This is a genomic window from Aquimarina sp. AU58 (assembly GCF_900312745.1).
GTDB lineage: Bacteria > Bacteroidota > Bacteroidia > Flavobacteriales > Flavobacteriaceae > Aquimarina > Aquimarina spinulae.
The window spans coordinates 2,478,311-2,503,397 of record NZ_OMPD01000014.1; the positions used below are offsets into that span (position 1 = coordinate 2,478,311).

General features: G+C 32.7%; 8 protein-coding genes. All 8 read left to right on the top strand.

Going from position 1 to position 25,087, the window contains the following annotated elements:
- The first annotated feature begins 9 nt into the window (after nt 1-9).
- The 8 genes from DK441_RS22065 (at nt 10) to DK441_RS22100 (ending at nt 24,978) form a co-directional block, all read left to right on the top strand.
- On the top strand, nt 10-1,365 hold the full coding sequence (locus DK441_RS22065) for a PKD domain-containing protein (RefSeq protein WP_160112228.1): 1,356 nt from the start codon (nt 10-12) through the stop codon (nt 1,363-1,365).
- Between the two features lie 59 nt (nt 1,366-1,424).
- A complete protein-coding gene (locus tag DK441_RS22070; RefSeq protein ID WP_109852764.1) occupies nt 1,425-3,611 on the top strand; it encodes a fibronectin type III domain-containing protein in 2,187 nt (728 codons plus the stop codon).
- 127 nt (nt 3,612-3,738) lie between these two features.
- Nucleotides 3,739-10,278 carry a hypothetical protein gene (locus tag DK441_RS22075; RefSeq protein WP_109852765.1) on the top strand — a complete coding sequence of 2,180 codons (6,540 nt, stop codon included), beginning with the start codon at nt 3,739-3,741 and terminating at the stop codon, nt 10,276-10,278.
- A 50-nt stretch (nt 10,279-10,328) separates the two neighbouring features.
- Nucleotides 10,329-13,889 carry a hypothetical protein gene (locus DK441_RS22080; RefSeq protein ID WP_109852766.1) on the top strand — a complete coding sequence of 1,187 codons (3,561 nt, stop codon included), beginning with the start codon at nt 10,329-10,331 and terminating at the stop codon, nt 13,887-13,889.
- Nucleotides 13,890-13,976: 87 nt separating this feature from the next.
- Nucleotides 13,977-17,327, top strand: a complete 3,351-nt coding sequence (locus DK441_RS22085; RefSeq protein WP_160112229.1) for a hypothetical protein — start codon at nt 13,977-13,979, stop codon at nt 17,325-17,327.
- 30 nt (nt 17,328-17,357) lie between these two features.
- A complete protein-coding gene (locus tag DK441_RS22090) occupies nt 17,358-20,609 on the top strand; it encodes a hypothetical protein (RefSeq protein WP_109852768.1) in 3,252 nt (1,083 codons plus the stop codon).
- A gap of 159 nt (nt 20,610-20,768) precedes the next feature.
- Nucleotides 20,769-23,918, top strand: coding sequence for a hypothetical protein (locus DK441_RS22095; RefSeq protein WP_160112230.1), 3,150 nt, complete (start codon nt 20,769-20,771; stop codon nt 23,916-23,918).
- 34 nt (nt 23,919-23,952) lie between these two features.
- Entirely contained in the window at nt 23,953-24,978 is a 1,026-nt protein-coding gene (locus tag DK441_RS22100; protein ID WP_109852770.1) for a hypothetical protein, read from the top strand.
- Nucleotides 24,979-25,087 lie beyond the last annotated feature (109 nt).

Consider the following 25,087-nt stretch of genomic DNA (forward strand, 5'->3'; position numbering starts at 1 on the left):
ATGATTGGTATGATAAAGAAAATACTGCTATATAGTGTTGGATTAGTATTGATAAGTTGCGCTAAGGAGACTGCTATTCCTGTTACTGTTAATTTTGATTTTGAAGTAGCAAAAGACGATTATTCTGTACCTGTAAAAGTTTTAATTAACAATAAGACAGAGGGTGCCGAATTGTACGAATGGCATTTTGAAGGAGGGGAACCATCTTCTTCAAATTCTCGTAATCCAGGAGTGATTAGTTATACTAATAAAGGAGAATATGTCATAGAGCTCACTGCCACTAATCAAGATGGTTCTAGTGATACTAAAAGCATCCCAATACAGGTAGATGAACCTATTTATATTGGTTTTGAAGCAACCAATCTTGAAAACAATTTTTCACCGGCGGCCTATACTTTTAAAAATACTACCACAGGGGCAAATCAATTTTACTGGACTTTTGAAGGGGGAGTGCCAGAAAACTCTACAAAAGAAGATCCAGGACAAATACTATTTAAAACACCAGGAGAACATAAGGTTAAACTAGAAGCCAGTAGTGATCGGGAAAGTTATAATTTCGAAAAAACAATAAAAGTATCTCCATACCTTGATGTTGATTTTACGTATACCGTAGCATATAACGATGATGATTATCAGGTACCAGTACATGTAAGTATAGAAAAAACAGCAATTAGTGCTACTATATACCAATGGGATTTCCCGGGAGCAATACCATCAACTTCTAATCAGGAAAACCCAGAAGAAGTAGTATATACGACATCAGGAACATATACTATTGCGGTAACAGCTTCAAATGGTAAAGAGGTAAAAACAATAACTAAAAAAATAGAAGTCTTTAAGAATACAAACCTTAGAACTTTTTCAAATATTAAACTAGGAATTAATACAGCACACCTTAACCATACTATAGGTAGTTTTTATAGTATAGCAGACCGAAGAGTGTATACTGCGAATGAGATTGATGATAAAACAGCCCTTACAATTGATTTAGTCTATTATGGGTTTAGTAATAGTTTTAGTACCAATCGATTTACTAGCCCTGACGATCTTTCTGATACTACATTTCCTGATATCGAGAACGCAAAAAAAACAAAATTTATTAATTCGCAAGAATCTTGTAATTGTAATGCATCGCTTACAGCGTTACAATTTGATACTATGGAAGACGATACCTTATTTCAAAATTTAATAGTAGACGAAACCCCTGATGGATTAAAAGATTTTGATAATAGTACTGTACCAAGGATTGTTTTGTTCCAAACACAAGAAGGAAAGAAAGGAGCTATAAAAATCAAAAAATACGTAGAAGCAGGACAGGAATCTTACATTTTAATTGATATAAAAGTACAGAAAGAAGCACAGTAATACTTAGATCAGTAAAGAGAAAATTAGTTGAGGTTAGAAAAAGAGGGATACAAAAGTTTATGAAAAAAATAATATTAAAAATGAGCAATGAATTTGGGTATTTACTAGTATTTCTTGTAGTGTCATGGAGTGCAGTTTCACAACAAAAACCTGTGCAGGTTACATCTCAATTGATTCCTCCTTATAGTCTTAGGTTATCAGAATACGAAACAACCCCTACAGAAAAGCTAATAGTTAACTTATACCTTACCGATATTAACACATTTAATCGGCAGGTTCGTTTAAAATTACACATAGAAAATAATGCGGGATTATCGATCCAAAGTAGTGATGTGGTACTAGGAGCACCTCCTATTTTTTTGGATGGAGGAGTATCTTTACGATTAAGTAACCTTGATTTACGTCCCTATTTTTCCCTTCAAAATCTAAGAGGAATTACTCCGCAACAATATAATACCCCTTTGCCAGAAGGTTTATACCGTTTCTGTTTTGAAGTGTATGATATAAAATCAGGGCAACAGCTTTCTCGCAAGAGCTGTGTTGCAGCATATCTGTTACTTAATGATCCACCTTTTTTAAATCTCCCCAAACGAGACGAACAAGTAGTGATTCGGGATCCACAAAATATCATTTTTCAGTGGACTCCTCGTCATCTTAACGCTACTAATGTAGAGTATGAGTTTATACTAGCAGAATTATGGGATAATGGTATGAATCCTCAGGCTGCTTTTTTAGCAAGTCGCCCTATTTACCAAACCACTACCTATGCAACAACTTTACTATATGGCCCTGGTGAGACGATGCTACTACCCGATAAGAAATATGGATGGCGGGTTCGAGCTATTGTAAGTGATGGGATTACTAAAAGTGCAGTTTTTAAAAATGATGGGTATAGTGAGATTTTTCATTTTACTTATGCTGGGGATTGTGTAGACCCTCAATTTATAATGGCCAAAGGAGTAAGCCCTGTTCAGGAAAAAATTACCTGGCAAGGTGTACAACACAAGCAATATATAGTAGAATATCGTAAGAAAGATGTAGAAAATGCGGTATGGTTTGGTAGTGAGAGACCCATCTTAGAAGAAGAAACCACGATTTATAAACTAACCCCTGGTACTACTTATGAGTTTAGAGTAGGAGGGCAATGTCTGGAAAATGGTCCTTATATCTATTCACAGGTTTACGAATTTACAACCCAGATAGAAGATGGGGAGAGTACTTATAATTGCGGGATCACACCAGAGATCAAAATCGAAAATCAGGACTTATTACCAGGGTTAGCATCAGGAGATACGTTTACGGCAGGAGATTTTCCTGTACTGGTTCATGAGGTATCTGGCAGTAAAGGCAATTTTACGGGGATGGGTTGGATCAAAATCCCATATTTAAATGATATCAGTGTAGGTGTAGTTTTTAAAGGAATTTCTATTAATACTGATTATGAGTTAATCAAAGGAATGGTAGAGACTACCTACGATGTAACCTGGAGCAATGTTGACGATATTGGAGATGAGATAGAAATGATCAAAGAAATAACTTCAGTATTATCAGATAAACTGAATGCCTTGATTGATAAAATAAAAGATGGAAAACTTACAGGTAAAGACCTTGATGCACTGGTTGATAAATTAAAAGATGATTTACCCAACGATAAAATTAAAGAAGTTACAGATAAAATTAAAGAAATTAAAGACTTAGAAGAAGATTTGGCCAATGCAACAACAGAGAAAGAAAAAGAAGAAATAAAAGAACAAATCAAAGAATTGAATGAGGAGCTGGCAGAGATTCTTGATGAAACTCAAAAAGAGGTAGAAGATTTAATTGTAAATGCCATAGGAAAATATTATAACCAGAACAAATCACAAGAAGAAGGTTTAGTTGCCGCTTATAACGTGATTTTTCCTCAGGAAATAACAGCGGCAGATACAGAGACTGCAAGTTTAGATTTTGAGTTCGAATTCGAGGGAGAAATAGTGATAGACCAAATTGTAGATGAAAAGAAAGAAGAATTCGGAGTTCAGGAAAAATACCATTTATATTTCCTTTCAAAAGTTTTATCAGAAAATAAAGACTTACTGCTAAGTTTTGTAAATAAAATAAAAGACAAGATAAACCTTCTTAATCTACTTAAACAATATCAGGATAATGGTGACTCTGATGTTGATATCGTTGATAAGCTAGCGGTTGAAGCAAAGAACGCTTTACAAACAGTTATAGATGAAGAAAAATATAAATACTTAAACTAAGTATTTATATGAGATAATGTAGGCATATGAAGATAGATGTTATAGGTTCAATATTTGGTTTTTACTATGAAAACAATAGGGTTTCAAAATACCAAAGTGTACAATTTTTAAAGAAATAAAAAACATTATGTTTTTAAGAGAAATACAAAAAAAGGTAATCCTTTTGGCAATACTAGTAGTGATAAGTATTCAAAGTACAGCTTATGCTATAGATAAAATTCCGCTTACGGAAGGTGTAACGTATAAAACATTAGAAGAAGTACAAACAGGAATCGCTAATCAATTAGAGTATTTGATTGGTTATAATGAAACACAGAAACAAGGAAAAAAATGGTACGTGTATGTGGTAGGGGATGATACATTTAATCCTAAAACGATGTCAGGAGATGGTGATGCATTTGTAGAAAACCAGTTTGATCTTACTGATATCGGAATAGAGAATACCCCTATAGATAATATAGAAGAACTTAATGAAGCTCTGGAAGGATATAATACAAAATTAAGAGAAGCAGGGAAACCTTTGATTTATTATGGAGTTTCAAATAAAAAGACAGCAATCCTGGTACCTTACTTTCCTCCTAAAGGAAAGACAGAATCGGTAAAATCTTATTATGCTGATCTTATAGAAGAAAAAGAACCAGAGAAAGAAGCATTGCAACAAGTTCTTAAAAAACTAACTCATTTTTTTGATAAGGAAATAAGAGCTTCATTAACAACACTAATACAAAAAACAATAGCGAAAGCTTCTGATAACGGGGTGGTAGCTTTGTCAAAATACTATTTCGCGTTAAAGAAGGAATCTGGTATAAGTGGTCAAAGTGGGGCAATCAAATGGTATTCAGTTTCAAAATATGATCATAAGGGTAGTTATTTTGAAACAAACCCTATAAATAAGAAAGAGCTAAATAACCAAATAAAAATGCTATCAAGTACGGTAGGGGATAAAAACCTAAAACGTATTAATGGATGGTACAATTATTTGATGGGAGTATCATTACCAGATTCAAAACTGCTACAAGACATGCTGGTTGATCTATTAGGTAAGAGTTCTTGTGTAAGTATAGAAAATGCCGAAGCAGTTCGCCAGAAAGAAATTTTTATAAAATCAGTAACTACAGAAGATGCTCAACAAATCATCAAGGCAACAGAAAACCTGTGTTCTGATGTATTGCGTACTATAGACTATACCTATATAAGTAATGCCATACACACTATTGCCAAGGGAGATATGAAAGAAGATGGCGAAGCGGTCATTTTATATTATTTGCATACCATCCCCAATACCCATTATGCAGCACTGTTTGACGATCTCAAAAATGATAATAATAAACTGCTACGTACTTTACTTACAGAAATGGATGATATGTCTATCAATCCTTTTGATGAAAAACATTACACCTCATTTCTGGGTGCCCTTTTGTACATAGGACATCAAAATGATGGAGAATACCTTAAAAAAGAACGGGCATACTTATTAAACACAGTTTTTGAAGCAGAAAAAGAATTCAATTGGGACAAAAACCCCATCGCCAAAGCAATTACTCAAATAGCATCATTTAATATACCATCAGATGATGAATCTTTTGAAAAGTATCTTACCAATGATGAATATAAAAACCTAAGAAATATCCTACGGTTTTTAACATGGGATACCATTTACAACGAAGAATATTTAAAAGAACTAGCAAATACTCTGGGACCATTTCTTAATAAAAGAGATAATCATGAAGTATTTATAGAACTCTTAGAAACAGCTTTCGGGAGTAAAAAACTTACATCAAACATAGATCCGAAAAGAGAAGAACGTGTAGCTCATTTTGTACTGGATATCTTCGCTCATGTTCCCGAAGATGCAAAAATGTATTTTTATTTGGTTGGACAAGATTTTACCATGGAAATCTTAAAAAAAGTAATAACCTCTGGATATGTTCGTGATTCATATGCTACAAATTTTTATAAAGGATTAGATAAAATCATTAGCCTAAAAAAAGATCAACAGGTATATCTGACTTTGATACAATGGGCATTACATAATGATATTGTATTAGATAATAGCCACGAATATTTGGTTGCCAATATTTTCAATAACATAGATGAAAAAACCAAAGAAGAAAAAGAAATTATTTATAATTTTTTGACGTATTTGAGAGATGTGAAAGTAGAAATAAAAAACTATCAACTCTTAAAAAGCTGTCTAAAATTACTTAATTCTAATGAACTCGAAGGGCAGTTTATCACCAATTACACAAAATTATTAAATGATGGTATTGGCGATGTACAAGATCGTATAAACATACTAGAATATGCACTAGACAGAGGCGAAAGTATTTTCTTCAGCGATAGCGAAGGATTAATTTCTCACTTGTTTGATAATCTGAGTATAACAGATGCAGGGCTTATATCAAAAGAATTAAAAGCCAATAACAATCAACTTTTTGGTCGTATTTGGAATGTATTGCACGATTCAGGAATTACCGAGATATGGAATACTGATAATGAGTATGCCACCAATTTTGTAAAACAATTATCTGATATCATAAAAATGGTAAACCCCATTCCTGATACCAGGCATGTAGATCAATTTCTTATGGATAAGATAGATTATCTTAATACACCAGATATCAGTAGTATTCCCGTGATTGATATGGAGCAATATAAATTTGCGCCTATGCTCAAAACCAATCTTCTCGGAAACTCGACAGGAGGAACATACAATTATAATTATTTCAAACTCGAATCCAATATCGATTTTACTACCGAATCGGCTTATGTGACAGTAAACCTTAGGATCAAAGATGCATATGGTCAAAATGAAAAAACTATTATCGATGCCAAAAAAATAGACCCTATGAGTTGGGTAACCGTTCAGTTTTTGGATGATACGAGTATTAGTGATCAGGTATCTTATAAAAAAGGAACCATTATTATGGTGCCTGCTATGTATCTGGCATGGATGGATAATCTTATAGATGGAGCCAAAAATGAAAAATTGGCCGCTATCATAGGAGAAACAGCCGCTATAGTTGTTGGGGGAGTGGTTATTGCATCTACAGGGGGAGCATTAGCACCCTTATTGGGAGAAGGAGTCGAAATTGTTTTTGCATCCGTTAACCTGATGGTAGAAATCGATGAAGAAGGAATGAAAAATGCTTTTGGAGCCGATTTTGTACAAGGAGTACAAACTATTATTTTGTTATACGAACTCTCGCAAATTCCGGCAGCATTGCCAGAGTTATTTACACTCGCTACAAAAGGAGGAAAGATTATTGCAAAATCAGGTACAGCCGGGTTCAAAATGGCTGTAGAAGGAATGAAATCCTTCAAAGGACACAAGATTACTTATAATGGAGATCTGTTGCTACCCTCTCTAAGAGGGTTGAAAGCAGAATCTCCCGATGAATTTGCCTCTCGTTATAAACAGGCAAGAGAGCTACTGGCATCACAAGAAATGGCAATCGATAATCTGGCATCAGCAGCAGTAGAGGCTCGTAAAGATGCCAAAAAACTCAGAGATCAAACACAAGCTATTGTGAAGGCTTTTGAAAAGATAGATGGGGAAGATATCCTTGATATGACTCAATTACCTAATAGTTTTAGGTCAAACTTGATAACTCTTCTTCAAAAAGGATATAGGGTTACCAAAGATGGTCTCGTATACTGGGGAAACACCCTGTTGATGCAAATCGATATTACAGCCAAAAAAATTATCCTGATCGGAAAAGAAATCTGGAAAGAAATAGACAACACCTTTGCTCCCGATGCAGTCGTAACTACTCCTGATGGGTATCAGGTACGAGTAAAAATGAATACCGGAGAAGAAAAACCATTAGGAGAGCGAATCTTTGATATCATGAAAAGTGATGAAGGAACTGTAGGATGGAAAGGTCGTTCTGGAAACTCCACCGACGATCTTTCATTCGATTTTCTTGCAGATGTCAAAAACTGGAACGATGCTGATACCGAAGGATTAAAAGAAACCCTAAAGAATGATCCATCAATCGCAAAACTATTTGCCGAGGCAGAGGATGTAGAAAAGATAAAACTAGCGGAATCCTTTAAGATGTTAAGCAAATTCCCAGATCAAGTGACACCAGATCATGTCACACTCCTGTCCAGAGCTACTGATCAGGTCAAAACCAAGACAACAAAAGGAAGAGAAGCACTCGAAGCAGCAATCAAAAAGGTTGGAAAATTAGAGATCGCAGAATTTTTAAAAAGTTTGAATACGGCCGATCAGATTTTTGGAAAGATAAAAGGAGCAGATGGTCAATGGATTGCTTTTTATGATGTGTCAATGCCACAAATGATAAAAGTACTAGACGCTTCAGATGATCCAAAAAAACCCGTTTGTAAAATCAGTAATGGGTTGGTATTAGCAAAAGGTAAAAAAGAATTATATGATAAAGAACTCGAAGTAGTTGGCGCTCATGATGGATATCAGATAGTAAAAAATAAAACTAATGAACTTGGATTTAGGAAGCCATCCTGGAAAAATTTCTTTGCAAGCATGCAGGAAACACGTGATTGGGACAATAATTATGAAGATGAGTTAAGGGCATTTTTAGAGGATAACGAAAAGGTTAAAGTTTTATTTGACAAAGCTTTAAGCAATACTGAAGAGCTTAATGACGTATTAAAAATATGGATTGTATTAAAGAGCAACCCTACAGCAGTCAAATCTGCTGTTAATTTTAATACTATTCTAAAAACCAAAGAACGGTTCATATATGATGGAGAAAAAGGAATCGCCGGATTTGAAAAAGCATTTAAAAAGAGAGATATACTAGAGCAGTCGGGAGTTTTTAAAGGACTTGAACGTGCAAATCAGCTTTTTGACCCTTCAAAATTAAAAGGAACTCAGGTAGAGTTTAGTATTACAGAAGTAGATTATACATATTACCCTAATGTTATCGATCAGACAGGGCAGATCTGTTATTATAAAGAAGGATTACCTACTTATAAACGAGGGATACAAGACGGAGAAGAGTTGATAACAACAGCAGATCATACAATCCTGAAAAATAATAATAGTATTGGATTTAAAAATGGAGATTTCTATCTGGAGGAAGGAAACAGTTTTGATCAGCTATTTGATCAGTTAGGAGAAGATTGGACAAATAAAGAGTTAAGAGAAAAAATTGGAAATTTTATCGCAGATCATAAAAGTGTAAACCAAATGTTTTCAGGATCTGTAGCGATAGACCTTCAGAAACAACGTGCCAATACCTTGAAGAAATTGATTATAGATCATGACTATCCCGATGTATGTATCAAAAACCCAACGATATTAGATGTCAAAGGAGAAGATCTTACCCAACTCCTTACAGATTTTGATAATGCAGATGAATTAGTCAGGTTTTTTGAAACAGATACCAGAGCAACACAGCTATGGAAAATCCTGAAAAAAGGAGACGAACGACTCAACAACAATGAAGAGTATACCGCCATTATCCATAAAATGGAAAAAGATGGATTAGACATAGGGCAGGTGCAAAGAGCAATACAAGACCAAGGGTATGACACATGGATCAATGGAGGTCTTCTCATCACAGACAAACAGTTTAAAGCATTTTTTGACGAATTAGGAAAACCATGGAAGGGGGATGAAGCATTACAAGAGGAATTCCTCAGATTTAAAAATGATAATCCAGATGTTACAGCATTATTTACTACAATTAAAACTACTGCAGAAAAGAAAAATGCAAAAGAATATCTAAAAGTTTGGGTAGCCCTTAAAGACAAGTACGCTCAAATTTGTAAGAACAAAAGTGTATTACGTATTCTTGGAGGAGATGATGCTAGACTTACTCGATTTATAAACGATTTGGATACCTCACAAAGTTTGGTCGAAACGTTAAAATCAAACCCAAAATCTTTCTATAACGGATGGTACTTACTAGACGTTTTGAACCAGCGTAAAGCATGTCTGAATCAGGATGGAGAGTTGGCATTTTTACAAAAACGTTTCGATGAAATGGGCGATAATATAAACGAACCAAGAAAGTGGGGAACTATAGAAAAAGAAATCAAAGATGTTGGCAATTTTGAAGCCTGGAGAGAAAACCTGAGCGGGATTACTATTGATGGCAAAAAATATATAGCCAGAGACATCGCAGGAGAAGAACTGTATATCCACACCTCAAAAGATGCGAATCAGATCATCTATGGTAAAAAAGCAGGAGATAAATTTACAGAAACCATACAATTTGATCGATTAGACAAAAATCTGGCAATTACCATCCAATCGGATCTAGGCATACAAAATATAGGCAAAGCCATGTATACCGATGCTATAGTTCGATTAGGAGGTAGTGATACTGTCGACAAAATAAAATTTATAGATACAGATTCAGATATTGCCAAAACCTATGGAAACCAATGGGTTGATAACTATAACTATAAATATATAAAAGAGGGAAATGAGCATACTTGGGTAAAAATGGATGACGCTGCTATAGAAGCAAAATTTGTGGATATGTTAAAAAAATCTTCTAACAAAGAATTACTCGAGCAGTATAACCAATTATCACCAGAACTAAAAGAGATATTTAAAACAGATCTTGAAGAGTATGAAGGAGCTTTTGTTAACGTTAAAAGATTCTTTGACGAATGGAAAGAGTTTAGGGAAAAATTCCCAGAGGGAGACATTTGTAATATGTATAAATAGATTAAATCTATCTTAAAAAGAGGTAGCCTTCTTTCTGATCATAAAAAAACATGACAAAACATAACATAAAACATATTTTTTTAGGACTGTTTGTATTTTTTACAATATGTATAGCTAGTGCTACCTCTTACACAAGAGTTGATTATTTAGAGAATGATTGTGGATTAAAAAGGTTGAGCGAACTATTAGAATCAGATAATACTAACAAGAAGTTTAAAGATTTTATAGATGCCTCTAGCGAAAATATAAAGGTATTTAAAACCGCTCATAGAATTGATATGGCGGGAGATGATGCTTTTGTTACCAATATCGAAAACTTAAAACTAATCAAAGCCAACATAGGTGATGATACTATTGATGAGTTTGTATTAGAACTTAAAAACGCCGGCGGTTGGGATGCCTGGAAAGCAACATTTAATGGTGACTCTATTGATGATATCTCATTAGATTTTCTTATAGGGATCAAAAACTGGGAGGATAAGGACACAAAAGGCTTCACGGAAGCACTCAGCGATCTAGACCTTGCAAAACTATTAGCAGATGCAGACGACGATGCAGAAAAGATAAAACTTGCCCTATCCTGGAAAATGCTTAGCAACCATCCAAATCATATAACGGCAGATCATATTGCATTAATCACCAGAGCAAAGACTAAGTTTGAAAACGGAGGGATAAATCTAGAAGAAACCCTTAAAGAAATATTCTTAAGACCTAATAAATTACATGTACAGGATTTCTTTTCAAGTTTAAAAAATGCAGATAAAATTTTTGGATCAATAGATATAGCTTCTTATAGTTACAAAGGCATAGTTTTTAGGATACATGACGGGAAAAACGATATTGTATGTGAATTTTCGAAAAAAGGAGAATCGTTATCCCGTAAAAAACAACTACTTAATGGGGATGATGTAATAGGGGTTTATGAAAACTATAGTATAGTACAAACAGGAAAGGAACTTGGTTTTAGAGAACAATCCTGGATCGATTTTATTACAGGTATAGAGAAGGCTCCTGACTGGAATACTACCTATGAAAAGGATTTGTATTCATTTTTAGAAGAGAATAAAAGAGTAAGAAAAGTATTCAATAAAGCATTAGAGAATAATGCCAATGATACTAATGATGTGCTAAAAATCTGGTTGATGCTAAAACCCTATCGTAAAATAATTACATCAGAAGGTAATTTTAATACGATGATGAATACAAAAAATCGTTTTGTGTATGATGGTATAAAAGGATTGGATGGATATAAACATGCTTTTAAAAATATAAAAATATCAAGAGACTTACTGGTAGAATTAAAAAGAGCGAATACTTTTTTTGATCTTACAAAATTAAAAGGAGTTGATATCACTTTTAGCTTTACAAAAATAGAAGGAACATATCATACTAATGTTCTTTATAAACATGGGCAGATTTGTTACTCAAAAAAAGGAAAATTTTATGATAAAATAACACTCGAAGATGGAGAAGTAGTACTGGGAACTAAGAATGATAAAATCCTGAAAAAAGGAGACAGAATAGGTTTTGAAAAAGGAGATTATGACTGGGCAGAATTTGAGAATACTTTAGAAAACTGGACAAGAAAAGAAAAAAATAATTTTTTAACCGATCTCGAAGCATCAGAGAAATTAAAGGAGTGGTTTTTTACACGTGATATAGATAATCTACAACGGTATGAAATAGCAAAATTCTGGAGAATCTTAAAAAATGCAAAAGTTGATCCTGCTATACGAAAAGGCGAAAGTGAAGCATATACTCTATTAGAAACCTATCAGAAAAATAATCCCAAAATACTACCAAATGACATTGCAAAGAGTATTAAAAAAGATGGATGGGATGTTTGGGTGAAAACTCAATTAAAAAACAAATTAAATAAGTTTATAGGTGAAATAGCAGGGTGGGGTACTCCACTAGAACTGTTCTTCAAAGATTTTATTAGCAAAAATCAACATATAGAAACCCTTTTACTTGAATTGAACCCGCCTGAGCAAAAAAAGATTGCTTATGCTTGGCAAAGGCTAAATAGATTCCCTGGGTTATGCCAAAAAGAAGGGCTTTTGAAATCTTATGTTCTATTAAAAAGAAAAGGAAAATACATGAAAGGGGTGCATCCTATAGAAGTGACTCAATTGGTAAGAGCCTATAATCCGCGAGAATTAACAAATACCAATAGACTTCAGAAAATGGATGAGATCAAAAAAGCAGCAATATCCAATGGATATGATCTTAGTAAACCTGTGAGGGTGATTAAATTTGAAGATAAATTACTTGTCAAAGATGATGAAAGTCATCATATATTTCATGTACTCACCACAGAATTCAAGCAAAGAATAATACCTGTAGCAATACATGATTTCAATACTTCATCAAAAGAGGATGTAAAAACAATTTTGATATCAAAATTGACAGGTAATTATACAGGTGAATTCACAGGGGTGTCAGCCGTGAATTTTTTAGAATATGACAAGATTAAGGATGAAGCCATAGCATATATGGATGCTTATTTTCCGAATTGGAAAACACATACTTATATAGATGAATTGTTACCATTGGTAGGCGATAATGAAAAGTATAAATTAGAATTGACAATCGACTTGAAAGTAGACAAGGTATTTGCAGAAGTTCTAAAAAAAGATCAAGGTTTGATCGAACAATGGATAATATTTAAGAAACTTAATGTAGTACATGCGATCAGAAGAGGAAAAAATGGAGAATTGAAATTTTTGAAAGATTATATGCAGAAACTTCCTGAAAAAACCTCCGAACAAATTTACAAGGAAATCAAAAAAGATGGAGGCTGGGGCGCTTGGAAATCTATTGTCACAGGCAACTCTACCGATGATATCTCATTGGATTTTCTTGAAGATATCAAAAAATGGAGAGATATCGATATTATTGAGTTAAAAAAGACACTCAGGAATCCAGACCTTGTAAAACTATTTACAGGTGCAAATGATGCAGAAAAGATAAAACTGGTTCGTTTATGGAAAATGCTGAAGGAGAATAAAGTTAAGATTCCTATTAGATTGGCAAAATATCTTAAGATAATGCTGGTATCAAAAGACCGATTTGTTTATAGTGATATAAAAGGGTTAGATGGATTTCAGAAGGCTATACAAAACAAAAAAACTCGGGTGATTCCTTTATTGAAAAACTTAGAACAGGTTCACACTATTTTTGATAAATCTCAATTTAAGGGAGTTGATATTACATTTACATTCATCAGGAAAGGTAGTAACAAATATTATGTTAGTGTTTATGATCAGGCGGGACAGATTTGTTATGTAGACAATGGGAGATTTCTAGAAAAAAGAATAATAGAAGGAGGAACGATAGTAAAACAAACAGAAGACGGGGGTAACATTTTGCGAAAAGAAAATACAATAGGTTTTAATAGTGGAGTTACTGAAACAGAATTTATAAAACAGTTGGAGAATTATGAAGTATATAAAATATATAGTGAGTTACCAACAGATGAAATGAAGGAAAATTTTAAAAAAGGATGGATACGCTACAAACTTTATGAAGTCCCAAAAGAAGGTAAGAATATAAGAATACTACATTCTTTTATAGACTTTATAAAAAAAGGAGGAGAAGTTTGTGATTAGAGGTCATGTGAGAACCGGTATAACAGGTACCCATATTTTTTTCATAGAAAATTAAGATAAAATAATAAGAATAGTGATATATAAAAAATGAGTAAAATCATAAAGAACATTTTTACAAGGTTACTTTTTACAGTATTGAGGCGTCAAAACAATACCCGATGCTGGTCTAATGATTTAGTGGCTAAATTAAAAAGAGAAGCCGAACCAGAAAGTCGCCTCTATTCTTTTCAGACCTACATAAAAAACAGAACAAATGGTTGGAATGCCTATAAAATAAGATGGGAAACCACTCCTGCTAATAGACGAAACGATGATAAGGTGCTTATGGATATTAATGAACTCAACTTTATTGATGATTATGCTAACATATATAGCAGTAAAACCTCAAATCAGATTATAAGAGAGATTGTCGATATAGGAGGATATGATGTATGGAAAAAACAATTTAAAGATAATGAAGGTACAGGACCTTTAGAAGAATCAAAATCGAAGGATGGAATGCAGAACAAAAAAAGAGAGGTAAAGGTTTTTTCGATCAAAAAGATAAAATATATAGTAACATGTATCATTTTTATAACAACTGTTTATACAAGTACCGCTCAGTGCTGGATTGAAGATCTATTTGCTAAATTAAAGACAGAAACAGCCTCGGGAAAACCCTTGGATCGTTTTCAGGACTATATGATTGCCGAAGAAACGAGTTGGGTTGCCTATCAAGTTCGATTTGAATCTACTCCTGTAGAAAATCATACCAATACACTGCTTCTGGATGTTGACGAATTACAATTTATAGAAAAATATGTAGATACGTACCCCAAAAAACCAGATGAAATTATTGCAGAAATCAAAGAAGCTGGAGGGTATGATGCATGGAAAAAAAATCTAACAGCAGTAGCAGATGACGATTATAAGAATATCCTAAAATTAGGAAAAAATAATACCCCTATTATTATTGATGATTCTGCAAAAAATATAATTACATTTTCAATAGATTTTGAAAATGAGATTCATGAAATAGCCAGTTTCGAACTAAGAAATGGAAGACTTATTCAATTCGTAAATATTGAAGATAAATTTAAATTAAAAAATCAAGGAATTGGTAAAGGGATGTTTCACTATGCTTTTGACAGGCTGGGAGGAACCAATACGATTGATCGAATCCCTGATAAGTTTATTAATCGCAAACTTTCTGACAATTTTGATCATTTTCAAGAGGGCTTGTCAGATAATTTAACACCAGAACAAGCAGCACTGGCAACCTATACAGGTAAATGGGTAAAAGATAAATACCCATTTGTGAAAATAGATCCTAGTATTGTTGATAAAATCAAGAATTCTTCATCTACCGATTTAATTGTTGTTAAACCAGAATTTGTGAAAACTGCTGTAGAATCAGTAAGACCAGAATATCTGGAATCATTAAGGGAAGATATAGAAAAGTTTCCTGGTTATTTTGTTGATAACGAAGTGCTTGAAGGGTGGAAGGTGTTGCATGATTTAAAAATCGAATGTACCAAAGACAATCTGGATTTTCTACAAAATTATAGCGAACAAAATCCCGATAAAAAATGGAATTGGATTTCAAATGATATTTATCAAAAAGGTAGTTGGGAGACATGGGTAGCCTCATTAGAAAGTAATTCTACTACAGGATCTTTGTGGAAGGTTTCTAAACTAAAATCAGGAGAGAAGTCATATAAAGATGTAAAACTCCTTGATAGAATTGGACATGGAGAACATAAAGAAGTATTTCCGATTCTAGGAGAAGAGGATAAGGTTATTGTGATTCTCAAAAAAGGAACGTCTATTGCTATTTTAAATAAAGAAATAGAAGCACTAAAAATATTATCAGAGAAAGGATATCCCACAGTAGAAATCTTACAAAAAACAATACATAATAGTCAGCCTGCTATAGTGATGAAACGTTATGAGGAGTCTAGCGATCATGTTCTTAAATTAAATGAATCTAATGCGCTTAATGCTAGTAGTATAGAGGAGTTACAAACAATTCGAGAAAAAATAGATGAAAAAGAATTTGTAATTACAGATTTACAATTTTTAATAGCCAAAAATGGAACAGTTGTTATCGCAGATCCGATCCTATTTTTTAATGTTTCTTCTCCAGAGTTTATAGAAGTAAATATGGCGAACAATTATAATGTTATTGATGAGTTAATAGATATTGCCAGAAAGAATATGGGTATAGAATTGGAAAACCCTGTTTGGAAGTTTACAAAAGATATTGAGGGTTGGACTAAAGAAGTAAATGATAAATTCGTGAATTTTGTGGATAAGAACCCTGATATAGGAGATTTATTTAGAACAGCGGATAATGATTTAGAGCGAAAAAAACTGGCTCAATCGTGGTTAATGTTAAAAGATCATCCAGAATTCTGCAAGGATAGTAAAATCTTAGATGCCCATAGTAAGATTACCCGAATAGGAAAATATAGTGATGACGTACAACCAATGCGTATTGATGACATATCTACTCAGGGGTTTCTAGATAATCCTAATAAAATTAAAAAACAGCAGGATTTTATAAAGTTGTTTGGTTTTAATATAGGAGAACCGATTTATGTGATCGAAGGGATAAATGACCATTTACAGGTTGCCAGTGAGCGTAGCTATTATAGGTTAATGGCTATGCTAGAACTTAAGCAACCTATAGTAGCAGTAGTGAAAAAAAACTTTTTAAACGAAACTCAAAAAACAGCATTGCAATCAGATATTAGTGTGTATGCAAAATTAGGCGAGGAAATAAAAAGAGAATATAATCTTATGAAACCCTGGAGAGTGGCTTATGATGCTGGTTTGTCTCAGGAGATAAGATTAAACAAAAAGGGAGAATTAGAAATGATTCATATCTATATAAAAGAAAATTTATCAATTGATCTTTTAGAAATCTCCAAAAGTATTGAAGAAAAAGGATGGAAAAAATGGCTTACTGATTCGGCAGGATTTACACTCAAAAAATTTGGAAAAGAAAATACTGAAGTATATAGATCTTTAGATGGCGATATATTATTTTATTATGTAGATGGTGATTTTTCTGCTTCAGTTACAACTACATTTTCAGTTGATGAGGGGGCATTTAGTGGCAATATATTTGTTCCTGAATACTTAAGAGGTAAAGGAATAGGTTATGGAATTTTTACAGATGCTTTTAATGAGTTTAAAAAAAGTACTGATATCAATATAATAGAAGCTAATTGGAAAATAGAGGATAAAGATATGATACGAGAAGATAATTTTCATCTATTTAAAAAAAACCTGAAAAATAAGAAAATGACTCCAAATGATGCAGCCAATGCTACTCATACAGGTAGGTGGGCGGATGCACTGGGGTTTGAAGCAAAAGTAAATCCAAAAGAAGCACAAGAAGTAAAAGGTGGAATAAGGAAGCATATTATTGTAGAGTTTGTGAAGAAAAAATAGGATGTGTTAAGGATTTATTTGACTTATAAAATGAAAAAAAAGGTTAACCTCATAATAAAAGGAATACTCATACTCCTATCAATGCATTGTAGTTGGGGTAATATCAACAGTAATTCTGATTGCTGGTTTACAGATTTAAATACTAAGCTAGAGAATGAAGATATTAGTAGTGAGTTTAAAAGTTTTATAATTGAAGAAAAATATAGCTTTAATCTATATGCCATTTTATATTATGCACTTCGGGTAGAAGAACGTACAGATAACATCCTTACCAATATTGATAATTTAAAAATTATTCAAAAACATATAAAACATTATCCTAATAAAAATTCTAAGAATATTGTTAAGGAAATCAAAGGTGAAGAAGGAGGATGGAAAAAATGGAAAAAAGTAAATTTTGAGGATGAATTGTATGGCGATTGGGATGAGATATTGATAAAAGAATTTAAAGATGAAATTAATCATAATAAAAAACTAAAAGATCTCTTTGATGCTGCAGGTCGGGATAAGCGTGTGAAATTAGCATATGCATGGAAACTACTGTATGATTTTCCAGAGTTAAGGTTGAGATCAGATGTTCTTGAATCTCATATAAAAGTAAAAAGAGTCTGGGGGCCATATAAAGATGTAGGGAAAGAACCTATCTTATTGTCCAGCCTTACACCAGCATACAAGGTTCCTATAAAGGGAGGAAAAGATAATATTGAAGAACTCAAAAACATCTTTTTAAAAGATGGATACGATTTATCAGAAGGTACTATAAATGTTATTGAATTACCAGATAAAACTTTATTAGTGATTAGTGGTCATGATCATTTAATGGCTCTAGAACAACTGGGGCAATTAGTAATTCCTATTGAAAAAGTACATTTTAATAAGGTCGATAAATCTTTATATAATCAAATATACTTTTTTCTAGAAGTTTCCAAAAAAATGGGGATTTACACAGGCAATTTTGAGGTTAAAATATCACCATTTGATATCCATAAAATGAATGATAAAATTATTGAGTTTATAACAGAAAAATTTGATAATAGTACTATTGGCCCTTTACAGAAGGTAGCTAACATTATTAGAGAAGAATATATGGAAGCTTTTAAGATAGACTTTTTGAGAGAAAATGAATTTGCCGAAATTATTCTTGAAAATTATAGTTTGGCTTTATCCTGGAAAATTACTGAAATAGCGGGAATTGATAAAGCAATAGGTCTTGATAAAAAAACGTTGGTTTTTATCGATGAATTCATGAAAAAAAATTCAGGAATAACTATAACTCCTGAAGACATTGCAGAACAAATAAAAATTGCAGGTGGATTTGATCAATGGAAAAAACAACAAACTAGAATAAAAATAATTAATGGAAAAGAATATATAGTAGAAGAACATGGAAGTAGGAATTCATTAATTTACAAACGGATTTTATCTGGGAATACCTATAAAAAAAGTATTTCATACGCTGTTATGAATACACAAGGATCACCTGATACTCCTTTTATGGTATGTTATCTTGAAGAGAATACCATGATTACAGATTTTAAAAATATATCTGCAAACCTGCGTAAACATAAAGTAGACCAAAGTGTTTTTGAAGAAGCCTATAAAGAGTTACGTAATGAAGGGGTTATAGAGAAAATACAGTTTTTATGGTCTAAAAAAACAGATCCGGATTACGATCTGTTTAAACAGGCATTGGGCCAACAGTCCACTTTACACGAAGCACTACAAAAAACTAATACCGGAAAATGGGACCCCATTCGAGAATTCCCTTTGGTGCTGCTAAAAAAAATAGACGAAGAAACAATAGTACTTTCTTTTCAAAAACAAGTGTTCAAAGAGGGTTTTTATAATGAGATGTTATACAGGAAACATCATCGAATTTTATTGAATGATGATCTAAACAAAAGCAGTACACTTCGTAGTTATATAGAGGAAGACCCTAGACTTGTATACATCTGGAAAATAATAGCAGATCTTAAAGAGCAAAGTATTAATGCCCGACAAGGAGAAAATAACTCTCTGATAGATGTACAACAATATTATTTAGAAAGCGGTAAAAGTACGAGTGAAATTACCAAAGAAATAGATAAAGCGGGTGGATGGGATAAATTTAGAAAAAGACTAAAAGAACAACTTGAGGAATCAGATGGAGGTATTATAAATGTAAATGGTAAGGTTTATATCCGTAAAATCATTAATGGAAAAAAAGTGGACATACTAGATCAAAATAATGATATACGATTTCTTAGTTATTATCTAGATCAAAACTATGAATCGTCATATGCTACTTTCTATAATCAAGAAGGCAATTTTGAATTTGACATATCAAGGATGAAAGGTAACGATCTTGATTTTTCAATTTTTAAAGATGGGTTAGCTAGATTAAATAAAACCGAAGAGGTTACTAACATTATATCGACGTTGCATAAAAATTATACGCCCAGTACTATAGAAAACACAAATGAATTTATAAAACGCCTAAAAAAGCATAATGAATCTGCAAAAGAAGCTGCTTTTTCTTTGATAATAGGACAGTGGGCAAAAAAACTAGGATATACAGATGTCGAGATTAATCAAAAACATCTTGAGAATTTTTTAAAAGGAGGTGTAGACCTAAAACTTACTTTGAAATTCACAAAAAATAAACAAGGAAATGATGTGTTAAAACAAACCGTAATGGATAGGTTAGAAAACTTTCGTCGTGAGAGTAAAGAATCCATATCAGAGAACAAAATCTGTATCAATCTGGCAGAACAAATAGCCGAAGAGAACAATACGGAAAAACTGGCAAGAATATTTGGATCAGACAAAACTATAGAAGGTAAGGAAATGTGGTTTTCGGGAAAAAAGTATATAACCAAATATTCAAACACTCTGGTAGAATCTGATTTTAATCACCTTAATTTAAAGTTATTGGATAAGAAAGCCCGAAAACCCTATGAAATACATGTAAAAGACGGAGAATTGTATAATCAAGAAATAGGAAGGTTGTCTAGTTATACAGAATCGTATAGTGCACCTCTCATTTTTGTAATGGATGCAAATGGTAAAATTTATGCAGGAAAATATGAAAAGGGTATTTTACATCAGTCTAGTTTTTTACATAGTAAAGATGTGGTAACTGCAGGACAATTTGAGTATGATAATATAGGGGGGATGTTAATCATAAATGTAAAAGGAAAGCATTATGATTGTAGTATAGATTCTTTAAAAGATTTGGTAGAAGAAATTACTTTAAGAGGAGTTGATATATCTAAAATAGTAATAATGAATCCTAGACAATAATCGGGTGTCGAGTATAGCAAGGTACGATTTAGTTGCGATTCTGAAACCAAGGAGAAAAAAGAACATTGTGTATACTGGGATGACAAAAAACAATGAATAAGGAATATAGTACTTAACACAAAAGAATAGTGATAAAGCTCAATGAAAAATAAGCTCATAATGAATTTTAGAGACCATCATCTGTTACACTTGTTTTTAGGAGTGTTACTATGTAATATAGTATACTCACAACAATTACCCGTAGAAGTTACTCCCCAATTGATTCCCCCTTATAATTTTAGATTATCAGACTATGAAGCGATTACTACAGAAAAACTAATAGTAAACCTACACCTTACCGATATTAACACGTTTAATCGGCAGGTTCGTTTAAAATTATTTATAGAGAATAATGCAGGATTATCGATCCAAAGTAGTGATGTGGTACTAGGAGCGCCTCCTATTTTTTTGGATGGTGGAGTATCATTACGATTAAGCAATCTAGATTTACGTCCTTATTTTTCTCTTCAGAATCTAAGAGGGGTTACTCCACAACAATATGATACCCCTTTGCCAGAAGGTTTATACCGTTTCTGTTTTGAAGTATACGATATAAAATCAGGCCAACAACTTTCTCGCAAAAGTTGTGTTGCTGCATATCTGTTACTTAATGATCCTCCTTTTTTAAATCTCCCCAAACGAGACGAACAGGTAGTGATTCGCAACCCACAAAATATCATTTTTCAGTGGACTCCTCGTCATTTTAACGCTACCAATGTAGAGTATGAGTTTGTTTTATCAGAATTATGGGATAACGGTATGAATCCGCAGGCTGCTTTTTTAGCAAGTCGTCCTATTTATCAAACCACTACCTATGCAACGACCTTACTATATGGTCCTGGTGAGACGATGCTACTACCCGATAAGAAGTATGGATGGCGGGTTCGAGCTATTGTAAGTGATGGGATTACTAAAAGTGCAGTTTTTAAAAATGATGGGTATAGTGAGATTTTTCATTTTACTTATGCAGGTGATTGTGTAGATCCGCAATTTATAATGGCCAAAGGAGTAAGCCCTGTTCAGGAAAAAATTACCTGGCAGGGTGTACAACACAAGCAATATATTGTAGAATATCGTAAGAAAGATGTAGAAAATGCGGTATGGTTTGGTAGTGAAAGACCCATTTTAGAAGAAGAAACGACGATTTATAAACTAACCCCTGGTACTACGTATGAGTTTAGAGTAGGAGGGCAATGCCAGGAAAATGGTCCATATACCTATTCACAGATTTATGAATTTACAACCCAGATAGAAGATGGGGAGAACACTTATAATTGTGGGATCACACCAGAGATCAAAATCGAAAACCAGAACCCCTTACCAGATTTAGTATCAGGAGATACGTTTACAGCAGGAGATTTTCCTGTGTTGGTTCATGAGGTATCTGGTAGCAAAGGCAATTTTACTGGGATGGGATGGATTAAAATTCCATATTTAAATGATATTAGTGTAGGCGTAGTTTTTAAAGGAATTGCTATTAATACCGATTATGAGTTAATCAAAGGAATGGTAGAGACTACCTACGATGTAACCTGGAGCAATGTTGATGATATTGGGGATGAGATAGAAGTGATCAAAGAAATAACTTCAGTATTATCAGATAAATTAAATGCCTTGATTGTGATGGTAAAAGAAGAAATAGATCTTGCCATGCAAACAGGGTTAGCTCAAGAGATGATCCAGGGGTGGATTGATGAAATGGACCTGACCGATGAGCAACGAGAAGTGATGGAAACCTTTAAAGCCGATATAAAAGAAAATATCAAAAAAATAAGAGAAGATATAGCTAATGGAGTTTATGACGAAGAAATAAAGGAAAACCTTATCGATACATTCATAGAAGAAGAAGTAGAAATTAAAGAGACCCCTTATTATGTTACAGAAGTAAAAAATAGTACGAATAAGAACAGAAGTTTCTCTCGTGCAGGAGAAGGTGATCCAAAGAGTGCTAAAAAATATAAATTTAATGAGACAGTTTTTTCAGTACGGCAAAGAGAACCCATGCAACTTTCTATAAATACCATTGAAGGTGCAGCTTCTTTCTCTGATCCGGTTTGGTTTATAGATAAAAAAGAAATAGGAGAAGGAAAAATAGTTTCTTTTGATCGGAAAGAATTAAAGAGAAAGGCAAAAATAGTAATTAGAGATAGAAAAAATCCAGAAAATGAATTTCAATTTAGAGTAATAATTTATGAAAAACCCATAGCTACTTTCGAACTAGCGACGAATAAGGATGATTTTAAAGGAGAATTTTTGTTTGATGATGCTAGTAAAAAAATATTGCAAAGAGCAGGAGATTATACAGAAATAGGAAAAGAAATTTTTCATAAAAAGTATGCTTTAGGGAATAAGAAATACCATGCTCCTGTACTGGGCGTCAAAAAAGATCAGACAGTTAGCCTTAAGATCAACCTGTCTGGAGTAAACCAAAAAGATCCTGATTTTGAGATAGAGCTGAGATCGACAAAACCTTCAAAAATAAAAATAAACGGTGATAATATTCATGAGATTACAAGTAATTCTATAGTCGATATTACAGTAAAAGGAATTTTGAAAGAAGATGAATATATAAATGTCTATGATCAAAGTGAAGAACTTATTGGTAAACTCAAAATTGTGTGTAAACCAATGAAAAAAGAAAAATTAAAAGTTGTTTTTATCTCAGATGAGAAAAAACACATTAAAAATATGTCTGAAGATAAAATACTTTCGGCATTGAATACAAAAGGGCATAATCAATTATTTAGAAAGTGGATTTTTGAAGGAAAAGAAACAATCTCGATTAAGAAATTAATAGAGGAATACTTAAAGGTTGATAAGAGAGAAAAAAAGAAAAAGATAAAAGAAGAAATGAAGAGTAATATTGAATATATAGCCAAGGCTTATGGATGGTATAGAAAAGTTGTGTTGGGATCTCAAAAGTACTCAATTTTATTTTTGTCTAATTATTCAAATCATGTAGACAAAACTGGTCGAATAGATGGAGAGAATAGATCAAAAAGGAATATCACTTTAATGTTAAAAGAATCTACAGTAAAGCATATCATACATGAACAGGGCCATCAATTAGGACTACCTCATATATTTTGTTCTGATACAGAAAGTTTTCGAAAAAATTGTAAGGAAATCATAATTAATAAAAACAGGGGAATGCCAAAGTATTCTGCAAAATATAATTTTATGGATTATCAAAAAGAATACGAAGATTCTAAGGATACTCGGAATATGTTTTTTACGTATCAGATGGAGGAAATTAATAGAAGAGATTAACAAAAAACGAAATAATAACACTTCACTTCTAGATATGATAAATAACAGTACAGATGAAGAAGCATATCGTTTTGTTTTCACAAAAAAAGTGGTATTTCTACTATTTGGTATGATGATACGTATCACTTCTATGGCTCAGATAGATGTTTTTTCTTTAGTGAACCATCCTAATCCACCTTTAAAAAAGATACAAAATGCTGTAGAATACAATTTGAAGAATAGTCGCTTTTATGATTTTTATGAAAAAAATGAATACATAAGAATTCCTAAGCCTTATCAATATAATTTTTTTACTGAAGAAGCAAAATTAAGGCTACTAGAATTACTCAAAAATACCTGGACAGAAGAAGAAATTGAGTCACATCTAACCATAAAACTAGCCTATGAATTAGATACATTAAACTCAAGGAACAGTTTTTACAAAAGAGCAAAAAGAATTGCCAAACGGGATAGTATTCCTATAGACAAAGTATGGGGGCAAATGCTTGATAAAAGATCAAAAGCATACAAAAAACTCATCATTAATCAAAAAACTCCTAGAGATATTGCCCTACTGGCGGGATATCTAAAAGATAAACGTTTTATACCGTATTTAAAAACATTGGCAACCGATACAGCGTATTATTATAATTATGAAGCTCAACTAGCTTTGGCTCATTATACTATTGAACCTTATCATATAGAGATGGTCAAAAAAAATTCGTATTCAGAAAATCTGAATTTTAATAGCTTCAGAAATAGATTAGAAAATCTGGCATATATCTGTACTAAAGAGTCTTTACAACACTATTATAAGTTTTGCAGGAGTAGCGATAAAGTATATAATTCTCATGGAAATGGATATGATTATATGGCAGAAACAGCCATTATAGGGCTTTCTTTTCTATTAAAAAATAAGGAAATGTATAAAGAGATAGAAAATATTAAAATGAAGTATATGAAATCAGGAATATATGATGAGAATTACCTAAAAGAAATACAGGCTGTTGCCAATAGATATTTTTCTAGTAAGGATATGAATGCTATGGATTGTGAATCCATAAAATTAGAGATTTGGTAATGCTACATAAAATGATTTCTCTGGAAAGCAAAATAAAGTACATTTTTTTAACTGGGTTACTCTCTGTTAAGGCCTTATGTTAAACTTCGTTGATTATAAAAGGGTTATG